The sequence below is a fragment of the Bacillus sp. FSL K6-3154 genome (genome assembly GCF_040869395.1).
Taxonomy (GTDB): domain Bacteria; phylum Bacillota; class Bacilli; order Bacillales; family Bacillaceae; genus Bacillus; species Bacillus safensis.
The window spans coordinates 3,115,088-3,133,103 of record NZ_CP152033.1 but is presented as its reverse complement, the minus strand read 5'-3'; the positions used below and the strand labels follow the sequence as shown (position 1 = coordinate 3,133,103).

Below are 18,016 nucleotides of genomic sequence, written 5' to 3'. Positions count from 1 at the left end.
ATTACTTCTGAAGAGCTTCTTGCAGCTCTTTTAACAGCAGTTCTGCGCCTTCAGCGCTTAATGTAATTTGACCATTTCCATATTCATGGTTCTCTGATGTAATCTCACCAGTCATGAGACAAACGCCCTCTGGCTGATATTTTTTCAAGACGATTTTATCTCCATCTATAAAAAATTCCATACTGTCTTTAATAGCGATATCAAGTGCTCTTCTCAATTCGATTGGCATCACAATACGCCCTAGTTCGTCTACTTTTCTTACGACTCCGATAGATTTCAATTTCGTTCCCTCTTTCTTTCATTAGCTCAAGATCAATCTGTTTTTCACCAATTGATATATCGTAGACGTAAGAGATTCTTAAAAGGTTTCTCCTCTATAAAAATTTTTTTCATAAAAGAAAAAACAAAGGGAAAATTTATTGTGATTGTCAAAATGATACTTGAATTTTACAGATTCATTTCAAGGTGATCACAAACCCCCACAAATGACATCAACCCTCTGAACTTTTAAATGTAAAATTGTTTAAAACAGCAAAAATAGAGATTGGGTGAAAACATGTTTCAAAATGCCGAAATTGGAATTGATTTAGGAACAGCTAACATATTGGTTTATAGTAAAAATAAGGGAATTATTTTAAATGAACCGTCCGTCGTAGCAGTTGATACAGAAACAAAGACTGTACTTGCCGTCGGATCAGAAGCAAAAGAAATGATCGGGAAAACACCTGGGAAAATTGTTGCGATCCGTCCGATGAAAGACGGTGTCATCGCTGATTATGATATGACAACAGATTTACTTAAACAAATCATGAAAAAAGCAGGAAAAAATATCGGGTTTACCTTCAGAAAGCCAACTGTCGTTGTATGTACACCTTCTGGTTCAACGGCTGTTGAGCGCCGCGCCATCAGCGATGCTGTGAAAAACTGCGGAGCAAAACATGTGCATTTAATTGAAGAACCTGTTGCAGCTGCCATCGGTGCTGATCTTCCGGTAGACGAACCTGTTGCGAACGTCGTAGTCGATATTGGCGGCGGAACAACAGAAGTTGCGATCATTTCATTTGGCGGTGTTGTCTCTTGTCATTCGATCCGAATTGGCGGCGATCAGCTGGATGAAGATATCATTACGTTTGTCAGAAAGAAATATAACCTATTAATCGGTGAACGGACTGCCGAGCAGGTGAAAATGGAAATTGGGTATGGTCTCATTGAGCATGAGCCTGAATCATTAGAAGTGCGTGGGCGCGATCTTGTGACAGGTCTGCCAAAAACGATCACACTTGTCTCTCATGAAATTCAAGGCGCCATGCGAGAATCACTTCTTCATATTTTAGAAGCGATCCGTGCCACATTAGAGGACAGCCCTCCAGAGCTAAGCGGAGATATTGTAGACCGCGGCGTCATTTTAACTGGCGGAGGCGCTCTTTTAAATGGAATTCAAGAATGGCTTTCTCAAGAGATTGTGGTTCCAGTCCATATTGCAGCCAATCCCCTTGAATCTGTTGCAATTGGAACAGGTCGTTCATTAGAAGTGATCGACAAATTGCAAAAAACTTTAAAATAATCTTCTTGTTCTACTTCTTTTTTTGTCATTTCGATCATATCGTGAGAAATGGATAAACGTGAAGGAGGAAGAACATGTTGCTTGATTTAGGTAAACGGGTCGTTGTCACAGTCATTTTAACGGGTATTATTTTAGGAGGAATGAGCCTGTCGTTTTCACATATGCCGCCTTCTAATGCACAGCCTGTGAAACAACTGAACCGCTAAAAAAGCCGCACGAAAGCGGCTTTTTTATTTTGGCTTTAAACGGGCTCCCCATTTTCCTTTTCGGTCATAAATCTGATATGATGAACATGACTAAAGGAGGGGTTTTTATGAGTTCATTTGAAAAACAACTAGATCAATATGCGAAGACCATCGTTGAAGTCGGTGTGAATGTACAAAAGGGACAGGAAGTCGTTGTATCCGCATTTACTGAATCTGCACATCTTGTTCGTCTTGTAGCGAAACACGCGTATGAGCGCGGGGCGAAAAACGTACATATCCGCTGGAGTGATGGTGTTCTCACCCGTTTAAAGTATGAACATGCACCGCAAGATGTATTTGAGCAATTCCCTGAATGGGAAGCACAGATGATGGAAACCATCGCAAAACGCGGAGGCGCTTTTATTACCATCCTGTCAGAAAGCCCTGACCTTTTGCGAGGCATTGATTCGAAAAAAATCGCTGCACAGCAAAAAGCTGCTGGTTCAGCACTACATACATATCGTCAATACGTTCAATCTGACAAAGTCGCTTGGACAGTCGTAGGTGCTGCATCAAAAGAATGGGCGAAAAAGATTTTCCCTGACCATACAGATGAAGAAGCTGTCACGTTATTGTGGGATCAAATCTTTAAAGTCGCACGCGCTGATCAAGCAGATCCAGTTGAGGCTTGGAAAAAGCACGATGCGTCATTAAACGAAAAGGTCAAAATACTCAATGAACGCCACTACCACAAGCTTCATTATGAAGCACCTGGCACAGACTTAACGATCGAGCTTCCAGAGCAGCATATTTGGGTAGGTGCTGGCAGCGTAAGTGAACGCGGCGTTTCGTTCATGGCCAACATGCCGACAGAAGAAGTCTTTACCGTACCGAAAAAAGACGGTGTAAACGGGACAGTCTCAAGCACAAAGCCGCTCAGCTATGCTGGAAACATCATTGATGAGTTTTCATTAACCTTTGAAAACGGCCGGATTGTGGATGTGAAAGCAAAAGAAGGCGAAGATATTTTAAAATCTCTCGTTGAAACAGATGAAGGCTCTCATTATCTAGGTGAGGTTGCCCTCGTACCAGATGATTCACCAATTTCTAACTCAAATATTCTTTATTACAATACACTTTACGATGAAAATGCATCAAATCACCTTGCCATCGGCAGCGGATATGCGTTTAATATCGAAGGCGGAAAAGAAATGAAACGAGAGGAATTGGATGCTGCGGGTGTGAACAGCAGTATTACACACGTTGATTTTATGATTGGTTCAAAGGAAATGAATATTGACGGAATCACAAAAGACGGGAAACGCGAACCGATCTTCCGAAATGGAAACTGGGCGATTTAATCAAAAAAAGACATCCACATTTGGATGTCTTTTTTGTGTTATGCGTAAAGCTCTTCAAGTCTTTTTTGGATGTCTTGATCTGATAAAAACTCATCATATGTTGTTTGTTTATCGACGATGCCATTTGGCGTCACTTCGATAATCCGGTTTGCGACTGTTTCAACAAACTGATGGTCATGAGATGAGAAGAGCATGGCTCCTTTAAAGCTCATGAGACCGTTATTCAGCGCTGTAATGGATTCTAGGTCTAAGTGGTTCGTTGGCTCATCCAGCAGCAATATATTCGCTCCAGACAGCATCATTTTTGATAACATACAACGAACCTTTTCTCCTCCTGATAAGACACTTGCTTTTTTCTTCACTTCTTCCCCAGAGAAAAGCATACGTCCCAAGAAACCACGCAGGAAGCTTTCGCTTTGATCATTCGGAGAATATTGACGGAGCCAATCCACGAGATCAACATCGTTTCCTTCAAAGTATTCACTATTGTCTTTCGGGAAAAAGGCTTGTGACGTTGTGACGCCCCATTTAAATGATCCGCTGTCTGGCTCCATTTCACCAGCAAGAATTTTAAATAATGTGGACACAGCAAGCTCATTACGGCTTAAGAACGCAATTTTATCTTCGCGGTTCATAATAAAGCTGACATTATCCAGTACTTTTACACCGTCAATTGTTTTTGATAGACCTTCTACTTGAAGGACATCATTTCCGATTTCGCGCTCTGGTGCAAAATGAACATACGGATATTTACGTGAAGACGGCTTAATGTCATCTAAAGAAATTTTATCAAGCAATTTCTTTCTTGATGTCGCTTGCTTCGATTTAGAAGCGTTCGCACTAAACCGGGCAACGAATTCTTGAAGCTGCTTAATTTGTTCTTCTTTTTTCTTATTTGCTTCTTGGCTTAGTTTCAGCGCTAACTGGCTGGACTCATACCAAAAATCATAGTTACCGACATATACTTGGATTTTTCCGAAATCAAGATCCGCAATATGAGTACATACTTTATTTAAGAAATGACGATCATGCGAAACGACGATGACGGTATTTTCAAAGTTAATGAGGAACTCTTCGAGCCACTGGATTGCTTGTAAGTCCAAGTGGTTCGTCGGCTCATCGAGAAGAAGAACGTCAGGCTTGCCAAATAAAGCTTGAGCTAAAAGTACTTTTACCTTTTCCGAACCGCCAAGCTCAGACATTTTCTTCGATTGAAGGCTTTCTGGAATGCCAAGACCCTTTAATAGGATCGCTGCTTCACTTTCAGCTTCCCAGCCGTTTAATTCGGCAAATTCACCTTCAAGTTCTGCTGCACGAATCCCGTCTTCATCTGAGAAATCAGGTTTCATATAGATCGCATCTTTCTCCTGCATCACATCATATAGACGTTTGTGACCCATGATGACGACTTTCAGCACTTCAAACTCTTCGTATTCAAAGTGGTTCTGTTTTAAAATCGCTAAACGCTCGCCAGGACTCATATGAACATCGCCCGTTTGAGGCTCAATTTCGCCAGAAAGAATTTTTAGGAACGTTGATTTACCAGCTCCATTGGCACCAATTAATCCGTAGCAGTTGCCAGGAGTGAATTTAATATTTACTTCTTCAAATAGTTTACGATCAGCAAAGCGCAAACTAACATTATTTACTGCAATCATTTATTAATCCTCCATCACTCATTCATCATTATGAAGTATAACATGAATAACGTTTGATAGAAACGTCTCTCGCTAAGAACGAAGGCTTTTTGTCTATTATGATATAATAAACGGGAATGATTGATTGAAGGAGTTCGGGCGATTTGAGATTACTCACACTGATGGAATACTGTTTATTGATTTTCTTTATGGGCATTTATTTATCTGCAACAGGCTTTAATGCGAGGGACTTTGGCCTTTATATTGGGCTTGTCCTGATTTACACACTGGTTCACATCTTTTCCAAACGCTTTTTACAAAAGCGGGGAAAAGAAAACCAAAAGATCGGATTGTTTCGATCCGTTTTAGCCATTATCGGATCTGTGTTCGCTTCTGTTCTTGCGATTGTGATCATTGTGACGGTGCTCACACCAAATTAAAAACGACCCTTCTGTAAGGGTCGCTCGTTCAAGTACCTTTCTCTTGCCCATGAGAAGGTGCTTTTATTTTGTCTGTCGAATATCGCCAAATGGGAAGAAAACAAATTCTGATGTCCCGACAACCCGATCCTTTTCAATGAGGCCAAGTCCATTTCGGCTGTCCATGGAATTGAGTCTGTTGTCCCCCATCACAAAGTAATCGTTTTTCGGTACTTTTACTGGACCAAAATCTCCAGTTAAATGCACTTCATACTCTTTCGCATGCGCCTTGTTCTCTTTTAAATAAGGCTCATCTACTTTTTTTCCATTAATGTAAAGCGTATCATCCTTCATTTCAATCGTATCACCTGGAAGGCCGATTAACCGTTTGACATAATGAATCTTCTGACCATCTTTTCCATTAATAATCACGATGTCACCGCGTTTCACACCACCGAGATAGTTAATGGTTTTGTTGACAAACAGCTTTTCCCCGTCATGAAGTGTCGGTTCCATTGACTCTCCTTCCACCACATACGGTTCAAATATAAACGTACGGATGAGCAAGACGAGCGCAAGTGCGATTAAAATGGCTTTGATCCATTCAAATAGTGAACTTTTCTTCTCTGTTTTGGCTTGCTTCGCATCAGATTGAATTTCATTTTCGTTTTGTTTGTTTTCTTCGTTCAAAATACTGCTTCCTCCTAAGACTTTCTGCTAAAAGACTTGAAACGTGAATTGAATAACTTTACTTTATCATATGTCATTTAAAAATTCACAAGACAACCATCTAATTAGATATTTTTTCCTAATTCACTGATAATTAAACAAAAAGAAGCACCGTTTTACACGATGCTTCTCTTCTGCATTACGCTTCTTGTCTGACTGGTTTTTTCAAAATACCCAGTAAAATCGCTGTCACAACGGCACCGATTAAGATGCTGATGATATAAAGAACTGGATGATTTGTTACCCAGAAAACAAATAGTCCGCCATGCGGTGCAGGAAGCGTCACTCTGAAGAATTCCGTTAATCCGCCAGCAACTGCTGCACCAATAACAGCTGAAGGAATCACACGAAGAGGATCTGCCGCCGCAAATGGGATCGCTCCTTCCGTGATGAAGGCAGCTCCCATGAAGTAACATGTAATCCCTGCTTCACGGTCACGTTTTGAGAACTTATTTCTAAAGATCGTTGTTGCAAGTGCAATACCTAGTGGTGGAACCATTCCGCCTGCCATAATCGCAGCATGCGGTGCATAGTTGCCAGCAGCAATCATCGCAAGACCAAATGTGTAAGCCGCTTTGTTAATTGGGCCTCCCATATCAATTGCCATCATACCAGCTAAAATAATACCCATTAAGACAAGGTTTCCCGTACCTAATGATTCAAGCCAATGTGTTAATCCGTCCATCACCATTTTCACTGGTGTGTTGACAATATAATGCATGATAATGCCTGTGAAGAAAATACCGAACAATGGATACAGCAGAACCGGTTTAATCCCGTCGAGTGTCTGCGGTACGAATGTGAATACTTTTTTGAGCAGCACAACAATGTAACCTGCTAGGAAACCAGCAATCAATCCGCCTAAGAACCCTGCACCTGCTGCTGACGCCATAAAACCACCGACCATACCTGGCGCAAAACCTGGACGATCTGCAATACTCATGGCAATAAATCCAGCCAATACCGCAACGATTAAGGCAAGCGCATTATCGCCGCCAATTCCTTTTAAGACAGCTGCAAATGAATTAAATGAAGGGTCCTTAGGATCTGCTGAGTTAATGCCCCAGAAGAATGAAATCGCAACAAGGATACCGCCTCCGACAACAAATGGAAGCATGTTACTTACACCACTCATTAAGTGCTTGTAAAATCCGCTTCTTCCTTTGCCAGATGATTCATTTTCCTCTTTAGAAGAACTGCCGCCTGAACCTTTATAAATCGGCGCATCTTGATTGATTGCTTTTTCAATTAATTCCTGTGGACGGCGAATACCAGCTGTTACAGGGACTTCAATGACATGCTTGCCTTTAAAGCGTTCCATTTCTACTTGCTTGTCCGCTGCCACAATGATGGCTGGTGCTTCTTCAATTTCTTTTGCTGTAAGGGCATGTTTAATACCACCAGAGCCGTTTGTTTCAACTTTAATGTCAACGCCCATTTCTTTTGCTTTTTCTTTCAAAGCATCTGCTGCCATAAATGTATGGGCAATGCCTGTCGGGCAGGCTGTTACCGCTAAAATTTTAGCAGGTTTTCCTTCTGCAGCCGGCTCCTCTTGAACTTCCTCTTCTTCTTCATCATCTTGATCATGTGTATTGATGATCTCAATGATTTCATCTTCAGTCGCCGCTTCAAGGAGCTGCTTTCGAATTTCTTCACGCATAAGAAGTGTGGATAAACGAGAAAGTGCCTCTAAGTGCGTGTTGTTTGCGCCTTCAGTTGCGGCAATCATAAAGACAAGGTGACTCGACTGCGCGTCTAGTGACTCATAATCTACACCAGCAGTTGAGCGGCCAAATGCAATGGCAGGCTCTTTTACACTCGCTGTTTTAGCGTGCGGGATGGCAATTCCTTCGCCAATACCAGTAGAGCTCTGTTTTTCACGATTGATCACAGCTTCTTTGTAGCCCTCTTTATCATTTAACTTGCCTGCTGTATCTAAAACAGTGACCAGCTCTTCAATGACTGCTTCTTTCTGCTGGCTGTCTAATTGAAGCTTAATGGTATGCTTCGTGAGTAGTTCTGTAATTTTCATGATGACTCCTCCTTTAAATGCGTGTGACTTTTACTTGTGGTAATAGTGTGTCAACAAGCTCTTTTGTGCCAAGCTCCTCAGAAAAGGCTGTAGCGCTTCCTGAAGTAACACCAAGCTTAAATGAATCTTCAATTGAAAGGCCTTTTGAAACGCCGGCTAAAAACCCTGCAACGACTGAATCTCCTGCTCCAACTGAATTAACGAGCGTTCCCTTTGGAACATTGGATTGATAGATTCCTTCTTTACTGAATAATAGGGCACCATCTCCAGCCATGGAGACGATGACATGTTCAGCACCTTGTTCTAACAGCTTTTTCCCATAAGGAATTGCTTCTTCTGCTGATGAAATACTCGTCTCAAACATTTCACCCAATTCATGATGATTTGGCTTCATTAAGAACGGTTTCATGTCTGCTGCTTTTTTTAACGCTTCGCCAGAAATATCAAGAACAACTCTTACACCTTGCTCTCTGCAAACTTCAGCAATACGCTCATATGTGTTATGAGGTAATGAAGAAGGAATACTGCCAGCTAAAACCACGACATCTCCTTCAGTCAATGAAGAAAATTGAGATAGAAACGACTCAAATTGCGCTTCAGTAATTGATGGGCCGAGTCCGTTGATTTCTGTCTCTTCACCTGTTTTTAGTTTCACATTGATTCTTGTATCTTCTGACACCTCGTGAAAGGCTGTTTGTAATTGTTCGTTCTGTAAAAAATCTTGAATATATTTGCCTGTAAATCCACCAATGAATCCAAGTGCTTTTGATTCAACACCGTGACGTTTTAATAGCCTTGAGACATTGATACCTTTACCACCTGGATATTTTTGATCATAGGTTGAACGATTTAAACCGCCGACTGCAAAATCCTCCACGTGTACGATGTAATCAACTGATGGGTTTAAAGTAACTGTATAAATCATGTTTTCACTACCTTTATAACCGTTTTTTCATGGTAATTATCGAATGAATCCTCTTTTGCGTCGTTTGTGATAATGGTGGCTTCCTGTAAACTAGCAAAGGCTGAAAACGATATTTCGCCAAACTTCGAGGCATCTGATAAGATATAGGTTTTTTTCGCCTGTTTCATGGCTCTTTTTTTCATGAGTGCTTCCTCTGGATCAGGCGTTGTAAATCCCGCCTCGGGATGAATGCCGTTTGTCCCAACAAAGCTTTTGTCAAAACGATAATTTTCCATCGCTGTCAAAGCTGCGGCTCCCACCATGGCTCCTGTTCGATGTTTCACTGATCCGCCTATCAAGTAAAAGGTAATGCCTTTTCTCATAAGTGCTTCAATATGCATCACACCGTTTGTCACCACAACAATATCTTGATCTGGATCGATATATTCAATCATTTGCTGTGTGGTTGTACCTGCATCTAAATAAATACAGTCGCCCTGTTTTAAAAGAGATGCCGCTGCCTCTGCTACCACTGACTTTTCTTGAAGGTTTTTGGCAGATTTCTCAAATACATCTGGTTCAAGGCGAATACTCGAAATCTTGGCTGCTCCTCCATGAACCCTTTTAAGAAATCCTTTTTCTTCAAGGGCTGATAAATCTCTTCTAATTGTAGATTCAGACGCATCCGTCATCATCGTTAAGTCCTGTATTTTAATGACATCATTTTCTTCTAAGCTGTCAATAATGAGTTGATGTCTTTCCGGTGTTAACATGAGAACACCCCTTTTGAAAACGTATTCATTTTGCGCGCACCTTTATTGTAATCGCTTTTTTCAACATTATCAATACAAAACAATCAAATACATTCAATAACTATCAAAATCTTTCACCATGGTCATCTTACCTTTATATGTACCATTTGTAAACTGAAAAATATGTGACATTAAGATGAAAGTCATGATATTAGCATTTCTATCATTTTTTATTTCATTCAATGGAACTAAAAAAAGCTTCTATGCGATTTGCATAAAAGCTTTTGATGTGTAATGAAGGCAAATGTAAACCATTTGTATGCTTTTTTCTTCTCCGAATCATTCATACCTGAGCGATTCAATAGGGTCTAGTCTCGCTGCTTTATTCGCAGGAATTAACCCAAAAACAATTCCAATGAGCATACTAAACAGTACGCCTCCACAAACCACTTGCCAAGATACGAGAGACGGCCAGCCGGCAAATAGTGATACTAGCGAAGCACCGCCTAATCCAAGTGCAATTCCCATCAGCCCGCCGATGAGTGTTAAAACGACAGACTCAATTAAAAATTGAACGAGAATTTGCGCCCTTGTTGCGCCCATCGCCTTTCGAATACCGATTTCTCTTGTCCTCTCTGTCACAGAAACGAGCATAATATTCATCACACCGATGCCGCCGACAAGTAAAGAGATTCCGGCTATTGAGCCAATGATCGTTGTCATAACGGACGTTATTTGACCGATCCCCTCTGCGATTTCTTCCATATTGATCATTTCGTAAGCATCTTCTGTATGATGATTTTCATTTAATATGGCAGCCGCGCTCTTTCCTACTTCCTTCATTTGATCCGCATGTGCGACTTGAATAGACAACTTATCATATTCATTCATACCAAATGTGGAGGTGAGCATCCCAAATGGGACATATATTTCATTCATATCAAATGAAAACATCCCTTTCTGTTTTGCTAACACACCGATGACTTCAACTGGCTGTCCGTTCATCCAAATCAGTTCACCTAATGCCTTTTGTCCATTGAATAGTTCTTTTTGTAAGCCATCCGAGATGAGGGCAGCTCTTCTGCCGCTTCTAAAGTCAATATCTCTTAAATTCTGTCCTTCTGCGATTTGTAATGAATGTACATCCGTATACCCCTCATTTATGCCGTTAACTGTCGCATCAACTGTCGTATCTTGAAATCTCAGCTGCATTCCTTGTGCAGTCGAGGAGGCGACCTGCTTCACCCCATTGATTGTCCTAATGCTTTTTATGTCTTCCTCAGTAAATGAGGCTTCGAATAAGGCATTTGGATTTGCATTTAACTCTTCGTCAGAAGGCGTATATGTCATATCAATGGTATTGTTTGGACCTGAAATCGATCCTTTTAACATTTGCTCACCGCCTTGACCGATCGCCACGACTGCAATGACTGATCCAACACCAATAATAATCCCAAGCATCGTTAAAATAGAACGTAATTTATGAGCTAAAACCGAATTCAGCGCTATTTTGATATTTTCAAAGAGTTTCATTCATAGCGTCCCCTTGTATCCATCTATCTTCAACAAGCCGTCCATCTCTCACAACGACCGTACGGTTTGTATACGCAGCTATTTCTTCTTCATGGGTGACAAGCACAATCGTTGTCCCTTCCTCATTCAGCTGTGTAAACTGTTCCATAATTGACATGCTTGTTTTTGAGTCGAGCGCACCAGTCGGTTCATCTGCTAAAATAAGCTGAGGCTTATTGACAATCGCTCGTGCAATTGCCACCCTTTGCTTTTGTCCTCCTGACAACTCACTTGGCATATGTTTCATTCGATCTGCCAAACCAACCTTTTCAAGCGCCAATTCCGCACGTTCTTTTCTTTCCTTTTGACTGATCCCAGCATAAATCATTGGCAGTTCAACATTGCGCCTCGCATTTAACCTTGGCAGAAGGTGAAATTGCTGAAAAACAAATCCAATGGATTGATTTCGAATGACCGCAAGCTCTTGATCCTTTGCTGCTGACAGCTCTGTACCTTGAAAATGATATTGTCCTGTCGTCGGGCGGTCTAAACAGCCAATAATATTCATTAATGTTGACTTTCCAGAGCCGGACGGGCCCATAATGGACATATACTCGCCTTTTTCAATGACAAGATTCATGTCACTTAATACATCAAATGTTTCGTGTGCGACCTCATAGCTTTTTGTTACGTTGGAAAGCTGAATCATTCAGCATCCACTTCCATTCCGTCATACATATCATCTCCTATATGAGCAATGATTTGATCCTCTGCCTTGACACCTTTTGTCACTTCAAGATCATGACCTGACGTTTCCCCTATGACCACTTTTACTTTTTTCAGTACATTTTTTCGAACAACATAAACGTATTGTCCATCAGTCTCTTTTTTTACCGCTGTTTCAGGAATCGTTTGCGCTTGGCGCTTATCTGTTTCAATTTCCATGATCATTTTAAAACCAGGCTTCGCCTCAGGTTTCTTTCCCTTTATTTCAACTTCAACAGGATATTGAACCGTTTGATCGCTCGAAGTTGTTTCGGCTGCATTCTGGACAGGAACAGCGCCCACTTTTTTCACGACTCCTTGCCAGCTCTTCCCGCGAATGACATCAGACGTTACCTTCACTTTTTGTTTCTTTTTGATTTTGATGGCATCATACTCTGAGATCAAACCCCGCACAATCATTTTTTTCTCATGACCAATATGGATGATCGGCTGCCTTTCTTCCGGCCCCCCTGCTCCGGCCTCTTGCTCAATGGAAATGACTGTTCCATCAATTTTACTATGTACGGTTAAGTCTTCTATTTGCGCCTTTACTTTTTCTTGGCTGATCTCTGCTTGCTTTTGTTCTAATTCAGCCGCTTTCAGTTCTAATTGAAGCTGATCTCGCTCGCTTTTAGCATTAGCGTCAGATCCGCCTGCTTTTTTCTCATCTAATTCACTCAGCCTTTTTTGCAATTGTTCCAGTTTTAATGTACTTGACTCAGCCGCTAGTGCTTGCTGCTGCTCCTCAAGCTCCAGTTCCTTGTTTTCATATGTAAGAAGCGGCGTACCAGCCTTTACCTTTTCCCCTTCTTTCACAGCAATTCCCTTCAATTTCCCCTTTTCCTCTTCTTCATAGATGAACTGCTCTTCAGAGAACGAAAGTGTCCCGGGTGTCATCACCGTAGATGTGATTTCTTTCGGCGTGAGTTTGACTGTTTTAATCGCTGCTGTAGAAGCAGGCTTTGCTTGGTTTTTCGCAATATTAAATCCAATAAATAGTCCAATCACAATAATTAAAATAGATCCAATGATGATTTTCTTTCTCATAAAAACCTTCTACCCCCAGCTTACTGATATGTTAATTGCTGTTCCTATATATTGAAAAATTAACGATAAGATATAAAAAACGCCTATAATCACCCAAGAAATTCTCGGTGATATACGCCCAACTCGGATGAATAAAAAGCCTGTTAAAACAAGATTCCAGATCACAAAAAGATCGATATTGGCTAACACCGCCTGCCATGGACCAGAAATTCGAATGAGCGCGTTTAACGAGGTAACCGTGATGTCTTTTGGAACATGAAAAAGGATGACTGCCAAATGAGAAATAATCGTTCCAATGATCGTAACGGGCGTAATGAACAGGACCGCTGAAAACAGCTGCCGAAATGATGCATCACCTTTCGCTAAAAATACGATGAACTTATATATAGCTGCATTGATGACAATGCCAAATACCAGGCCAATGAGCGTCACCACATAAACAACAGGTACCGGCAAACTTAAATCTGCCCACATTCCCTTATTTACGTGCTCAGACAAATAAGTCACAACGACTGTTAAAATAAGCACACAAGATAAAGGCCACCAAACAACTGGATGTTCCCATACTCTTTTCAGGTGCTCTGATGGTCTTGTGCTCACTCCAATGATCGTAGGTTTTTGCATGTTTTCTTTCATCAAATCTCATCCTCTCTATGTCAAGCAAGTATGCAAACGCACAAGACGCTCTTTTTCTTTCTATTTTATCAAAAGATTGCCAATAAGTGATCAATCATTTAATTTTCTTATTTTCGTTGAGAAAAAATTTTATCTATTATTCTATTTTCACGAATGAAATCCTTCAAATGACCTCATGATCCGACCATATTCATATCAAGAATCGTGCTTTTACTGACTTAAAAACATTTTATTAAGTAAACAATATGTCTTTCGGAATAAATATCCTTTTCTTTTGGATTCGCATGGTCTTACATAGACACAACAATTTTTTGTTAAAATAATCCTAGTAATTTCGGCAAATCCCGGCTTTATAGGACTATGAATGGTTTCTTTTACAGAACAAATAAGTCTTTAGTATCAATACTTTCATATTAAAAAATTAAAAATAAAGGGATTTTACTTGATCAAAAGTTATTTTTTCATATAATGTAAAATAGAGGTAGGTTAAATGATAGTGGAAATGGAGTCAAGTGAATGTTAAGAGAAAAATTGAAAATGCAATTGATTTTACTGTATGAAAAGGAACAAGAAGCATGGCAATACTTTCGAAAGGAAAGAGAATCGATTTATCATGAGCTCAAATTACTTGATATGAAAGAAAGCAGACCTTCTAACGACAAAATATACTACGCTGCAAGATGTGTAGATATTATTAAAGAGAAAAAGGGAAGCATTGTGAGCACAAAAGAATTAAAGGAACAGCTTCAAGCTCAAACAGATTTCAATGTGAGACGAATCAGCGAATTGTATGATCTCATTCAGCAGCTCGATCCTCACATTTCTAAAGCAAGAAGGGGATGTTTTATTTACGAAGATCACACCCAAGCACCTCTACAAACTTTTCACACATAAAAAATTGGTTACAGCCGGGTGGCCATAACCAAATCCTCTAATATCTATTATCCACCACTTACAGGAGGAATGAGTGCAACAGTGTCCCCGCTACGCACTTCAGCATTTCCCCTCGTATATATTTCGTTGACTGCAACCATTACATTTTGTGCAGCATCAACACCATATACCTCCTGTAATTCTATTTTAATCTCATCAACCGTTGTTTGATCTTTTTGAATGATGATTTGTTGTTTACCGGCCTTCTCAGCAAGGCCGGCGAACAATAACACATTAATCATGCTGATCACCTTCTTTCTCTGCAAGTTGAAGATGGCTAGGTTTACCTTCTGGATATGAAACCGTTTCAAGCTGATCACCTATCCAGGCCTCTCCATCTTCCCAATATTCTTTTTTCCAAATAGGAACGATTTCCTTGATTCGTTCAATAGCATATTCATTGGCTTCGTAGGCAGCCTTCCTATGAGGAGACGAAACGGCGATCGCAACAGCAATATCGGTTATCTCAAGTGTTCCAATCCGGTGCACAATCGCTGCTTCAGTGTCAGGCCACCGATTCTTCATTTCTTGTCCAATCTGCCTTAGCATGTTTTCAGCCATTGGTATGTATGCTTCGTAGGTTAAACGCAATGTTTTCTTGCCGTTTGTCCATTCTCTGACCGTCCCGATAAACGTTGTAATGGCTCCTGCCTTTCGTCTTGTCACATACTGAATCAATTCGTTTACCTCAATCGGCGTTTTTGTTATTTTAAAAAGTTCGCTCAAAACGTGCCGCCTCCCTTCAATAAGTGAAAAGCAAATGTCATCCCGCGCTTATCAAAAGCTGAAAACACAGGAAACGGGTAATTTTCGGTTAATGGATCCTCTTGAGAAACATAAATAGCTGCTTGTATATTAGAAAGAGTTGAAAGGTCAATAAGCTCCTCTTCATTCTTGACACAAACGATTTTGCGATAAGGCGCCTGTTTGTACCCCTCTATGAGAACAGCGTCTAACGGAAGATGCTGACACATGTTGAGCAGCTGCTCTAACGTGAAGTCCTGCATCGAAAAGTGAAATTCACCTTCTCCTTCCACACCTGCGGCATATGCACCTGCCTGAATATATCGATCAGTATCTTTTTCTTTGAAAAGACGATCTGGTGTCCCGCCATGTCCATGATGTTTAAAGCAGCCTAGCTTCAGCCCTTCACATTCAGCCAGCTGACAGAGCTTTTCGATCAACGTGGTCTTGCCGCTATTTTGATAACCGACCACCTGTAATATGCTTAATTTGTCATCCAGCATGGAGACCCACCGCCTTTGTGCTGAAACAGCAGAACATCAACTTGATCACCTGCTTGAAAACCTCTTGTTCCCCCAGGCAGCACGATGAAACAGTCAGCCTCTGCAATAGAGGTCACTGCACTTGATTTATCAAGACCTGTTGGAGTCACACTGATCTGACTGCCAGTGAATTGAAGGGCCGCCCTGACAAAACGAGTGAACGGATTGGCTTTTGGAAAATCATGTGTGAGTTTCGCCTCAGCAAAAGTGGGAAACGGATTTTCTTTCCTATACCATTTATAAATGATCGGTTTCACAAATAATTCAAAGCCCACAAAACAGGCAGCAGGGTTTCCGGACAGCCCAAACAGCAATTGGCCATTCGGCATTGCAGCCACAGTCGTCACACTTCCAGGTCTCATGGCTACTTTATTAAACAAGACCTTGGCTCCCAGCTTTTCATAAATGGCAGGCAGAAAGTCAAAATCGCCCACTGACACACCGCCTGTTGTGATCAGAATGTCTACCTTGCTCATGGCTGCTTTTACTGCATGATAACTTTTGTCAAAATCATCGGTGACTCCGCCTAAATCAAGCGGCTCAGCTCCGGCCTCAAGTACTTGCGCATAGACCATACTAAGATTACTATTTCTAATCTTGCCGTCCACCATGGCATCACTTACTTGAAGAAGCTCTGTGCCTGTTGAGATAATGCCAATCACCGGTTTTTTGACAACTGGCACTACCGCATATCCGAATGTCGCCAATAGAGCCGTGACGCCAGGAGTGACATCTGTTCCTTTTTTGACCATCACGTTTCCTTTAAGTACTTCTTCTCCTTGACGAGAAATATTGTCTCCCTTTTTCAGCGGTCTTTTCAGTGACATGAATGATTTGCCGCCTTTTTCAAAAGTCTTCGACAGTTCAATCATGATGACGACATTTGCGCCATTTGGAATTTTTGCTCCTGTCATAATACGAATGGCCTGAAAGGGACCGATGGTTTTTGCTGAGACCATTCCTGCACCAATATGATCAATGACCTCGAATTCAACTGGATGCGCACTTGACGCTTCTTTTGTATCTTCTGCCCGAAGTGCAAAGCCATCATACGGAGAACGATCAAATGCCGGAACATCATGGTCTGCCAAAATATCTTCTGCAATAAACCGTCCAAGGCTGTCTTTTAAAGGGACCCATTCTATTTCTCCATGTTTTTCGTATTGGTGGACTTTCTTTATGGCCTCTTCTACTGGTATTGGCTGCCGTCTTTCCATCACACATCACTCCTATATCCCTAGCAGTCTTGCTAGTAATGAATTGGCTTCTTTTTCATCATTTGTTCCATGGATTAATGCACGTCCCCCTTTGAAACAGACCATTCGGTAGTTTTCGTAGCGTACATGGATTAAGAAGTCGTTTACTTCCACCTCACATAAAGATGAGAGCCGCTCTTTTATATGCTGAAATGATAGTTTTGCTAAATCCTTCGATACAATTTGAACGGTGTCACGTCCGCAAAGGACCGTCGATTTTTTACGCTGATCATGTAAATAAGGATAGGTTCTTGCCGTGCCGCAAGTTGGACAGGTCTTCTCTTTAGTGCGAGATAAATCCATTTTAAATGATGTAGACTGCCAAAGATCAAACGTGACAAATTTCCGCTCGATTTGCTCTTCATGACCAGTTAAATATTTGAGTGCCTCTGTTTGCTGATAAGCAGAAACCATTTGAACGGCAGGTGAAATAATCCCCGCTGTATCGCACGTCAAGCCGCCAACAGGCATTGCCGTGAACACACATGATAAACATGGCGTTTTATCCGGCAATATGGTCATATACATCCCCTGACTGCTCACACAAGCGCCATATATCCAAGGCGTCTTCGTTTCTAGTGATAAATCATTCATCACCATTCTTGTCTCAAAATTATCTGTTGCATCAATGACGATATCTGCTCTCTGAAATAACGGCCTTAACAGCTCCGCCCCTGCATCTTCAATCAGGGCGTGTATCGTCACTTCATGATTGATCTGCTCGAGACGTTTTTTTGCCGCTGCTGCTTTTGGCACATGTGCGTATGCATCATGTTCCGTATACAGCTGCTGCCGCTGTAAATTTGAAAATTCCACATAATCACGATCGACAATCGTCAGCGTACCGATGCCAGACCGAACAAGCCCTTCCGCAGAGGCGGTACCAAGAGCACCGGCTCCAACGATCAGAACATGACTTTCAACCAGCGCATGCTGTCCTTTTTCCCCAACCGGAGGGAACAAGATTTGTCTTGAATATCGGTCATTCAATGCTGTTC

General features: G+C 41.3%; 20 protein-coding genes. 5 read left to right on the top strand and 15 right to left on the bottom strand.

Features of this window, described 5'->3' with window-relative positions:
• Position 1: 1 nt before the first annotated feature.
• Entirely contained in the window at positions 2-280 is a 279-nt protein-coding gene (locus MHH61_RS16205) for an AbrB/MazE/SpoVT family DNA-binding domain-containing protein (RefSeq protein ID WP_024424746.1), read from the bottom strand.
• Positions 281-556: 276 nt separating this feature from the next.
• Between MHH61_RS16205 and mreBH the strand changes: the two genes are divergently transcribed.
• The 3 genes from mreBH (at position 557) to MHH61_RS16190 (ending at position 3,110) form a co-directional block, all read left to right on the top strand.
• The gene (gene mreBH, locus MHH61_RS16200; RefSeq protein WP_024424745.1) at positions 557-1,564 is read left to right on the top strand and encodes a rod-share determining protein MreBH; all 1,008 of its coding nucleotides are present in this window, start codon (positions 557-559) and stop codon (positions 1,562-1,564) included.
• A 74-nt stretch (positions 1,565-1,638) separates the two neighbouring features.
• Positions 1,639-1,770, top strand: coding sequence for a protein YkpC (locus tag MHH61_RS16195; protein ID WP_003210922.1), 132 nt, complete (start codon positions 1,639-1,641; stop codon positions 1,768-1,770).
• A 107-nt stretch (positions 1,771-1,877) separates the two neighbouring features.
• Positions 1,878-3,110 carry an aminopeptidase gene (locus MHH61_RS16190; protein ID WP_024424744.1) on the top strand — a complete coding sequence of 411 codons (1,233 nt, stop codon included), beginning with the start codon at positions 1,878-1,880 and terminating at the stop codon, positions 3,108-3,110.
• A gap of 38 nt (positions 3,111-3,148) precedes the next feature.
• Here the strand turns inward: MHH61_RS16190 and MHH61_RS16185 are convergent, their stop codons facing one another.
• Positions 3,149-4,768, bottom strand: a complete 1,620-nt coding sequence (locus MHH61_RS16185; protein WP_024426884.1) for an ABC-F family ATP-binding cassette domain-containing protein — start codon at positions 4,766-4,768, stop codon at positions 3,149-3,151.
• Positions 4,769-4,911: 143 nt separating this feature from the next.
• Here MHH61_RS16185 and MHH61_RS16180 point away from each other — a divergent pair, with 143 nt between their 5' ends.
• On the top strand, positions 4,912-5,187 hold the full coding sequence (locus tag MHH61_RS16180) for a hypothetical protein (protein WP_024426883.1): 276 nt from the start codon (positions 4,912-4,914) through the stop codon (positions 5,185-5,187).
• Positions 5,188-5,250: 63 nt separating this feature from the next.
• Here the strand turns inward: MHH61_RS16180 and lepB are convergent, their stop codons facing one another.
• The 8 genes from lepB to MHH61_RS16140 form a co-directional block, all read right to left on the bottom strand.
• Positions 5,251-5,823 (bottom strand): signal peptidase I, encoded by a 573-nt coding sequence (lepB, locus tag MHH61_RS16175; protein WP_029706712.1) that lies wholly within the window; start codon positions 5,821-5,823, stop codon positions 5,251-5,253.
• A gap of 211 nt (positions 5,824-6,034) precedes the next feature.
• Entirely contained in the window at positions 6,035-7,927 is a 1,893-nt protein-coding gene (locus MHH61_RS16170; protein ID WP_125586275.1) for a PTS fructose transporter subunit IIABC, read from the bottom strand.
• A gap of 13 nt (positions 7,928-7,940) precedes the next feature.
• On the bottom strand, positions 7,941-8,852 hold the full coding sequence (pfkB, locus tag MHH61_RS16165) for a 1-phosphofructokinase (protein WP_025092362.1): 912 nt from the start codon (positions 8,850-8,852) through the stop codon (positions 7,941-7,943).
• A complete protein-coding gene (locus MHH61_RS16160) occupies positions 8,849-9,604 on the bottom strand; it encodes a DeoR/GlpR family DNA-binding transcription regulator (RefSeq protein WP_041117262.1) in 756 nt (251 codons plus the stop codon). The genes pfkB and MHH61_RS16160 overlap by 4 nt, the downstream gene beginning before the upstream one ends.
• 318 nt (positions 9,605-9,922) lie before the next feature.
• Positions 9,923-11,116, bottom strand: a complete 1,194-nt coding sequence (locus tag MHH61_RS16155; RefSeq protein WP_041117260.1) for an ABC transporter permease — start codon at positions 11,114-11,116, stop codon at positions 9,923-9,925.
• Positions 11,103-11,804, bottom strand: coding sequence for an ABC transporter ATP-binding protein (locus tag MHH61_RS16150; protein ID WP_024426879.1), 702 nt, complete (start codon positions 11,802-11,804; stop codon positions 11,103-11,105). Before MHH61_RS16150 ends, MHH61_RS16155 begins: the two co-directional genes overlap by 14 nt.
• Positions 11,801-12,907 carry an efflux RND transporter periplasmic adaptor subunit gene (locus MHH61_RS16145; RefSeq protein WP_041117259.1) on the bottom strand — a complete coding sequence of 369 codons (1,107 nt, stop codon included), beginning with the start codon at positions 12,905-12,907 and terminating at the stop codon, positions 11,801-11,803. The genes MHH61_RS16150 and MHH61_RS16145 overlap by 4 nt, the downstream gene beginning before the upstream one ends.
• A gap of 9 nt (positions 12,908-12,916) precedes the next feature.
• The gene (locus tag MHH61_RS16140) at positions 12,917-13,543 is read right to left on the bottom strand and encodes a YIP1 family protein (protein ID WP_103132181.1); all 627 of its coding nucleotides are present in this window, start codon (positions 13,541-13,543) and stop codon (positions 12,917-12,919) included.
• A 516-nt stretch (positions 13,544-14,059) separates the two neighbouring features.
• Here MHH61_RS16140 and MHH61_RS16135 point away from each other — a divergent pair.
• Positions 14,060-14,437 (top strand): hypothetical protein, encoded by a 378-nt coding sequence (locus tag MHH61_RS16135; RefSeq protein ID WP_024424734.1) that lies wholly within the window; start codon positions 14,060-14,062, stop codon positions 14,435-14,437.
• Positions 14,438-14,484: 47 nt separating this feature from the next.
• Here the strand turns inward: MHH61_RS16135 and moaD are convergent, their stop codons facing one another.
• Genes moaD through MHH61_RS16110 form a run of 5 tightly spaced genes read right to left on the bottom strand, consistent with a single transcriptional unit; the run spans position 14,485 to position 18,008 of the window.
• Positions 14,485-14,718: a molybdopterin converting factor subunit 1 gene (moaD, locus tag MHH61_RS16130; protein ID WP_024424733.1), complete on the bottom strand. Its 234-nt coding sequence runs from the start codon at positions 14,716-14,718 to the stop codon at positions 14,485-14,487.
• The gene (locus MHH61_RS16125) at positions 14,711-15,202 is read right to left on the bottom strand and encodes a molybdenum cofactor biosynthesis protein MoaE (protein WP_024424732.1); all 492 of its coding nucleotides are present in this window, start codon (positions 15,200-15,202) and stop codon (positions 14,711-14,713) included. Before MHH61_RS16125 ends, moaD begins: the two co-directional genes overlap by 8 nt.
• Positions 15,199-15,723, bottom strand: a complete 525-nt coding sequence (mobB, locus tag MHH61_RS16120; protein ID WP_125586277.1) for a molybdopterin-guanine dinucleotide biosynthesis protein B — start codon at positions 15,721-15,723, stop codon at positions 15,199-15,201. The genes MHH61_RS16125 and mobB overlap by 4 nt, the downstream gene beginning before the upstream one ends.
• Positions 15,705-16,982 carry a gephyrin-like molybdotransferase Glp gene (gene glp / locus MHH61_RS16115; protein WP_169510676.1) on the bottom strand — a complete coding sequence of 426 codons (1,278 nt, stop codon included), beginning with the start codon at positions 16,980-16,982 and terminating at the stop codon, positions 15,705-15,707. The genes mobB and glp overlap by 19 nt, the downstream gene beginning before the upstream one ends.
• Before the next feature lie 9 nt (positions 16,983-16,991).
• Entirely contained in the window at positions 16,992-18,008 is a 1,017-nt protein-coding gene (locus MHH61_RS16110; protein WP_034623325.1) for a ThiF family adenylyltransferase, read from the bottom strand.
• Positions 18,009-18,016: the final 8 nt, after the last annotated feature.